At 71.3% G+C, this 5842-nt stretch carries 7 protein-coding genes; 3 read left to right on the forward strand and 4 right to left on the reverse strand.

Annotated elements, in window-relative coordinates; genetic code table 11:
* Positions 1 to 489: 489 nt before the first annotated feature.
* Complete coding sequence (locus HCJ92_RS21290) at positions 490 to 1173, reverse strand: DNA-3-methyladenine glycosylase (protein WP_167935234.1); 684 nt, start codon at positions 1171 to 1173, stop codon at positions 490 to 492.
* Between the two features lie 257 nt (positions 1174 to 1430).
* Between HCJ92_RS21290 and HCJ92_RS21295 the strand changes: the two genes are divergently transcribed.
* Both HCJ92_RS21295 and HCJ92_RS21300 read left to right on the forward strand, forming a co-directional pair.
* A complete protein-coding gene (locus HCJ92_RS21295; protein WP_167935235.1) occupies positions 1431 to 1967 on the forward strand; it encodes a YbhB/YbcL family Raf kinase inhibitor-like protein in 537 nt (178 codons plus the stop codon).
* 99 nt (positions 1968 to 2066) lie between these two features.
* On the forward strand, positions 2067 to 2576 hold the full coding sequence (locus HCJ92_RS21300; RefSeq protein WP_167935236.1) for an HNH endonuclease: 510 nt from the start codon (positions 2067 to 2069) through the stop codon (positions 2574 to 2576).
* Between the two features lie 84 nt (positions 2577 to 2660).
* Here HCJ92_RS21300 and HCJ92_RS21305 read toward each other — a convergent pair whose 3' ends face one another.
* The 3 genes from HCJ92_RS21305 to HCJ92_RS21315 all read right to left on the reverse strand — a co-directional run bounded on the left by HCJ92_RS21305 (position 2661) and on the right by HCJ92_RS21315 (position 4998).
* Positions 2661 to 3641 (reverse strand): SPFH domain-containing protein, encoded by a 981-nt coding sequence (locus tag HCJ92_RS21305; protein ID WP_167935237.1) that lies wholly within the window; start codon positions 3639 to 3641, stop codon positions 2661 to 2663.
* Positions 3642 to 3718: 77 nt separating this feature from the next.
* Positions 3719 to 4150, reverse strand: coding sequence for an NfeD family protein (locus tag HCJ92_RS21310; RefSeq protein ID WP_167935238.1), 432 nt, complete (start codon positions 4148 to 4150; stop codon positions 3719 to 3721).
* A gap of 38 nt (positions 4151 to 4188) precedes the next feature.
* Positions 4189 to 4998, reverse strand: coding sequence for an ABC transporter ATP-binding protein (locus HCJ92_RS21315; protein WP_167935239.1), 810 nt, complete (start codon positions 4996 to 4998; stop codon positions 4189 to 4191).
* Between the two features lie 166 nt (positions 4999 to 5164).
* Between HCJ92_RS21315 and HCJ92_RS21320 the strand changes: the two genes are divergently transcribed.
* Positions 5165 to 5842: hypothetical protein (locus HCJ92_RS21320; RefSeq protein WP_167935240.1), on the forward strand; the 678-nt coding region annotated here is incomplete at its 3' end.

The raw sequence follows: 5842 nt of genomic DNA on the forward strand, positions 1-5842 counted from the left end.
TGTTTCTTCAAAGGAACCTCGTCCACCAGCAGGAAACCTGCCGACCGGACGGGGTATCAACATATTTGGCGTTGACTTTTGGCACGCTGTTGAGTTCTCAAGGAACGGACGCTTCCTTCGGGCTGCCTTCCAGCAGACCCTCCGGGCTTTCCCTTCGGTCTTTCTTTGTGTCTCCGACTCTATCAGACTCACTTTCGTGATCCTGACCCCCGGTCGGCGGGGACAATCTCTCGGCTTTTCGCCTTTCCTCCGGGTTTCCCCTTCGGCGTTGCCAACCTTAGCTGTCTTTCCGTTCAGCGCCTAATCGGCCCCGCCCGAACGATTCCCGGAAGGAATGCGACGCAACGATACCGACCGGAAGTCCGGCGGTATCGAATCTCAGGTTGACTGTCACCTCGCGTGACTCGGTCCGCGGGCCCTTGGGGCACTCGCGATCGACCGACATCCTCTCAGCGACTCGTTCCACGTTACGGCCCGATGTCCTCGGCGTCAAGTCCCGGTGGCGGTCCGGTTCCTGGGACGGTGGGCGCGGTAGGGACTCACGGTGCGGTCACCGTCGATCCAGAACCGCCAGGGGTGCACCCCGCCCTCGCCGGAGACCCCGGTCCTCGGCCCGTTCAGGACCGCGGACGCGGCGACGGGGATGCCCGCGTGCACGGAGAGCGGTCCGGCCGGAGTGGCGCAGACGTCCGTGCCGTCCAGGGAGCGGTCGACGTCGAGGGCGGTGGCCAGGCGAGCCGGCCCACGGGCCAGCTCGTGGTCGTTCCGGGCGCTGCTCCGCCTGGGCCGCGCCAGCTCGGCGCCGCCCAGCACCTCGCCCGCGCGCAACAGGACGCCGCCCGCACGTCCCTCGGGATGGCAGACCAGGTTCAGGCAGTGCCACATGCCGTAGGTGAAGTAGACGTAGGCGTGGCCCGGCGGGCCGAACATCACCCCGTTGCGGGCGGTGCGGCCCCGGTACGCGTGCGAGCCCGGGTCGTCGGCGCCGTCGTAGGCCTCCACCTCGGTGACGCGCAGCAGCACCTGCCCACGGGGTTCGTCGCGCACCAGGACCCTGCCGAGCAGGTCGGGGGCGACGGTGAGGACGGGGCGGTCGAAGAAGGAGCGGGCCAGCCGGTCGCCGACCCCGGCCGGGGTGGCGCGGCGGCGCTCGGAGGCGTCGGTCTCGGGCATGCCCTCCAGTATCACCACGCGACGTCCGGTACGGCGGGCCCGCCGGCCGTGAGGTGCACGACCCGGATGTCCCGCGGGTGCACCGGGCCGCGGGCGGGTACACCCGCGGCCGTCGGTCCGTGCTGTCCGCGGCTCCGCGTACCCGCCGACAGGCTTGCCTGGAACGCGACTTGCCGACGCACGCGCCTCCTGACGGAGGGCCTTCGTGATCATTACCCTGGCCGACAACGCACCGTTCGCCAGACGAGGAGGCCACCATGACCGAGTCCCGCCGCCCGCTCCCCCACGCCTTCCACCCGCCCGTCGAGTCCTTCACCCTCATCAGCGACGACGTGCTCGACGGCATGGCGATCAAGGACGACCAGGTGAAGGCGAAGGGCGACACCTCGCCGCACCTGCGATGGGCCGGCGCCCCCGACGGCACGAAGAGCTACGCGGTCACCTGCTTCGACCCGGACGCTCCGACCGGAAGCGGCTACTGGCACTGGGTCGCGTTCGACATCCCCGCGAGCGTGACCGAGCTGCCGCGCAACGCCGGGGCCCCCGGGCACGGCGGTATGCCGTCCGGCAGCGTCCAGGTCCGCAACGACGGCGGTGGCCACGGTTTCGAGGGAGCGGCCCCGCCGCCCGGCGACGGCGAGCACCGCTACGTGTTCACCGTCTACGCCGTCGACACCGAGCACCTCGGCCCGGACCGGGACGCCACTCCCGCGCAGGTCGGCTTCATGCTGCGCTTCCACGCGATCGGCCGCGCCCAGCTGATCGGCACCCATGAGGTTGCCTCTCAGGGGTGAGCGGGCGAACTTCCCGGTAAATCCGTTGTCCCGACCGCTCCGCCTGGGCAGAGTGAAAACGTGCCCACGGCGGGTGGGTCGGGACCGGAGGTGGGCGGGATGCGCAGGACGCTGGTGCTCAACGCGAGTTTCGAGCCGCTGTCGGCGGTGCCGCTGCAACGTGCGGTCGTGCTGGTGATGCAGCACAAGGCGGTGGTGGAGCAGGCGGACCCCTCTCGGTTGCTGCGGGCAGCGAGTGTCGAGGTACCGGTGCCGCGCGTGGTGCGGCTGTGCCGCTACGTGAAGGTCCCCTACAAGCAGCGGGCGCCATGGTCGCGGCGGGGTGTGCTGGTGCGGGACGGCTTCCGTTGCGGGTACTGCGGTCGTCGTGCCAGCACCGTGGACCACATCGTCCCGCGGTCACACGGTGGCGAGGACAGCTGGCTGAACACCGTGGCCGCCTGCGGCGAGGACAACCACCGCAAGGCCGACCGCACGCCTGCCCAGGCGGGGATGAGTCTGCTGGTGAAGCCGTTCGAGCCCACGCCGGGCGACGCGCTCCTCCTGGGGCTGGACGGCCGGGACGGGGCGTTGCTGCCGGAATGGCTGCGACGCCCCGCGGTCGCCTGACCGCCGGCCCCCGCGGCCCGCCCGCTCATGACGCCGGCCCGAACCCCTCGCGAGGGGTTCGGGCCGGCGTCATGAGCGGGCGGGTCAGGTCAGCCGCGGGGGCGGCGGGCCGGCCGGCTTGTCCAGCTTCGGCGGGGAGACATCCCTCCCCGGGGCGGGCGCGGAGGCGCCGCCGTCGCCGCCGCCTTCCGGCTGGGTCAGCTTGCCCAGGCTGCCGCCGAGTCCCTTGAGCGCCTCACCGATCTCGCTGGGCACGATCCAGAGCTTGTTGGCGCTGCCCTCGGCGATCTTCGGCAGCATCTGGACGTACTGGTAGGAGAGCAGCTTCTGGTCCGCGTCACCGGCGTGGATCGCCTCGAAGACGGTCCGGATGGCCTGGGCCTCACCTTCGGCACGCAGGGCGGCTGCCTTGGCGTCACCCTCGGCCCGCAGGATCTCGGACTGCTTGGCGCCTTCGGCCTGGAGGATCTCCGACTGCCGCACACCTTCGGCCTGGAGGATCGCGGCGCGCTTGTCGCGGTCGGCGCGCATCTGCTTCTCCATCGAGTCCTGGATGGAGGTGGGCGGCTCGATCGCCTTCAGCTCGACACGGTTGACGCGGATGCCCCACTTGCCGGTGGCCTCGTCGAGGACGCCGCGGAGGGCCGCGTTGATCTCCTCACGCGAGGTGAGGGTCCGCTCCAGGTCCATGCCACCGATGATGTTGCGGAGGGTGGTGACGGTCAGCTGCTCGATCGCCTGGATGAAGTTCGAGACCTCGTAGGTCGCGGCGCGGGCGTCGGTCACCTGGTAGTAGATGACGGTGTCGATGTTCACGACCAGGTTGTCCTGGGTGATCACCGGCTGCGGGGGGAAGGGCACGACCTGCTCGCGGAGGTCGATGCGGTTGCGGATGGTGTCGATGAACGGCACCACGATGTTCAGGCCGGCGTTGAGCGTCCGGGTGTAGCGGCCGAACCGCTCCACGATGGCCGCACTGGCCTGCTGGATGACCTGGATCGTCTTGATGAGTGCAATGAAGACCAGCACCACCAGGATGACCAGCACGATGATGACGGCGTCCATCGTGACTCCCCTTGCGACTGGAACTGAAAGGGCCGGTGGGCCACTTGAGTGTGACGCCGGCTACGTGAGGTGATCCATCACATCACGACGGCGGTTGCCCCGTCGATCTCCACGATGCTCACCTGGGTGCCCGGTTCGAAGATCTCGCCACCGTCGAGCGCGCGGGCCGACCAGACCTCCCCCGCGAGCTTCACCTGCCCCCGGTGCGCGTCGACACGTTCGACCACCACGGCGGAGCGCCCCTTCAGGGCGTCGACGCCGGTGCTGACACCGGGCGGCTGTTCGCGCGAGCGTCTGGCGATCGGACGCACCACCAGGATCAGCGCGGTCGAGACGACGCAGAAGAGGACCACCTGCACCGCCAGGTTGTCGGTGATCCCCGAGACCGCGGCAGCGGCGACGGCACCGACCGAGAGCATGCCGAACTCCGGCATCGCGGTCAGCACGAGCGGGATCGCAAAGCCTCCGGCGGCGATCAGCCACCACACCCAGAAGTCCACGCTCCCCATGGTAGGGGTCGTAGCCGTCGCGGGACAGAGCGCGATCGTCAGGTGAGGGGCAGGCCCTTGGCCGTGTAGCGGTCACCCTGCTGCTCCACGAGCAGCGGGAGGCCGAAGCAGCGCGAGAGGTTGGCCGAAGTGAGTACCTCGCCGAGAGGCCCGGCGGCCAGAATCTTGCCCCGCTGGATCAGGAGCAGGTGGGTGAAGCCCGGCGGGATCTCCTCGACGTGGTGCGTCACCATGATCATCGAGGGGGCGAACGGGTCGCGGGCGAGCCTGCCCAGCCGCCGCACGAGGTCCTCACGGCCGCCGAGGTCGAGGCCGGCCGCCGGCTCGTCGAGCAGGAGCAGCTCCGGGTCGGTCATCATCGCGCGGGCGATCTGGGTGCGCTTGCGCTCGCCCTCGGAGAGCGTGCCGAAGGTGCGGTCGAGGTGGCCGCTCATCCCGAGCCGGTCGAGGAAGGCCCGGGCACGCTGCTCGTCGACCTCGTCGTACTGCTCGCGCCAGCCGGCGGTGACGCCGTAGGCGGCGGTGAGGACGGTCTGCAGCACGGTCTGACTGCGCGGCAGGCGGGCCGCGAGCGCGCTGCCCGCCACGCCGACCCGGGGCCGGAGCTCGAACACGTCGACCGCACCGAGCTTCTCGCCCAGGATCTGGACGGTGCCGGTGGTCGGGAAGAGGTAGCTGGAGGCGACGTTCAGCAGGGTGGTCTTGCCCGCGCCGTTGGGGCCGAGGATCACCCAGCGCTCGCCCTCGGCGACCGACCAGGACACCTGGTCCACCAGAGCACGGCCGCCGCGGACCACGGATACGTCCACCAGCTCCAGTACATCGCTCATGCGCGCGATCTCTCCCATGTGCAGTCGCCGTCGTGTCGCCGTCTGAACCGGCCGGGGTGCGGGCCCCGGGTCCAAACTACGCCACCGGTCGAGCGGTCCACGCCCCAGGAGGCGGTTGACGTGCCGACGCGGGCCGCCGGCTGTCCGGTACGGACCGGCCCGCGGGGTTCGTAAGCTGTCGGACATGCTGGATGAACCACGTTCGGGGCGGTTCGCCGCCTGGGCGAACGCGTTGCTGACCGGTCGTGTCTCGCCCGACGACGCCGCGAGCGGTGTGGTCGGGGCGGACGCGTCGCACCGCGTCTCCGGCCTCCCCGGGGAGGAGGGGCCGGTGAGCCCGGCGGTCGCGCTGGCGCGGCTGCGCGGCATGGGTGTGCGGGCGCTGCGGGTGGCCCTCCCGGTACCCGGTGACCCGTTGGGACTGTGCGGACCACCGGAGTTCAACGCGGCGGCGCTGGAGGCGGGCGAGGCGGTGCTGGCCCCCGAGGCGGGGATCGGGCTGCTGCCGGAGGTGGGGCCCGCCGAGGGGCGGGCGGGCGCCGCGGTGCGGTGGCGGGTGTCACCGGTCAGGTCGGACCTGCCGCCCGACGTGCCCTCACTGGGCGAGGCCGAGCGGGAGTTGACGGAGCTGCTGCGGGAGACCGCGGAGGGCGTTGCGCGGCTCGGGCTGCCGGAGGCCGGCCGGCTCGCGCGGGCGGAGGTGGACGCCTACCGGGCGCGTGCGGAGCGGGAGGCGGAGGGGCTCGCCCCTGGCTACCCGGCCCGCGCGGTGCGGGTGCTCTCGCCGGCGGCGACGTTGGAGCGCGGCTACGCGGTGCTGCGGCGCCCCGACGGCTCGGTGATCCGGGACGCCTCGACCGTG

The sequence above is a fragment of the Streptomyces spiramenti genome, assembly GCF_012034385.1.
GTDB lineage: Bacteria > Actinomycetota > Actinomycetes > Streptomycetales > Streptomycetaceae > Streptomyces > Streptomyces spiramenti.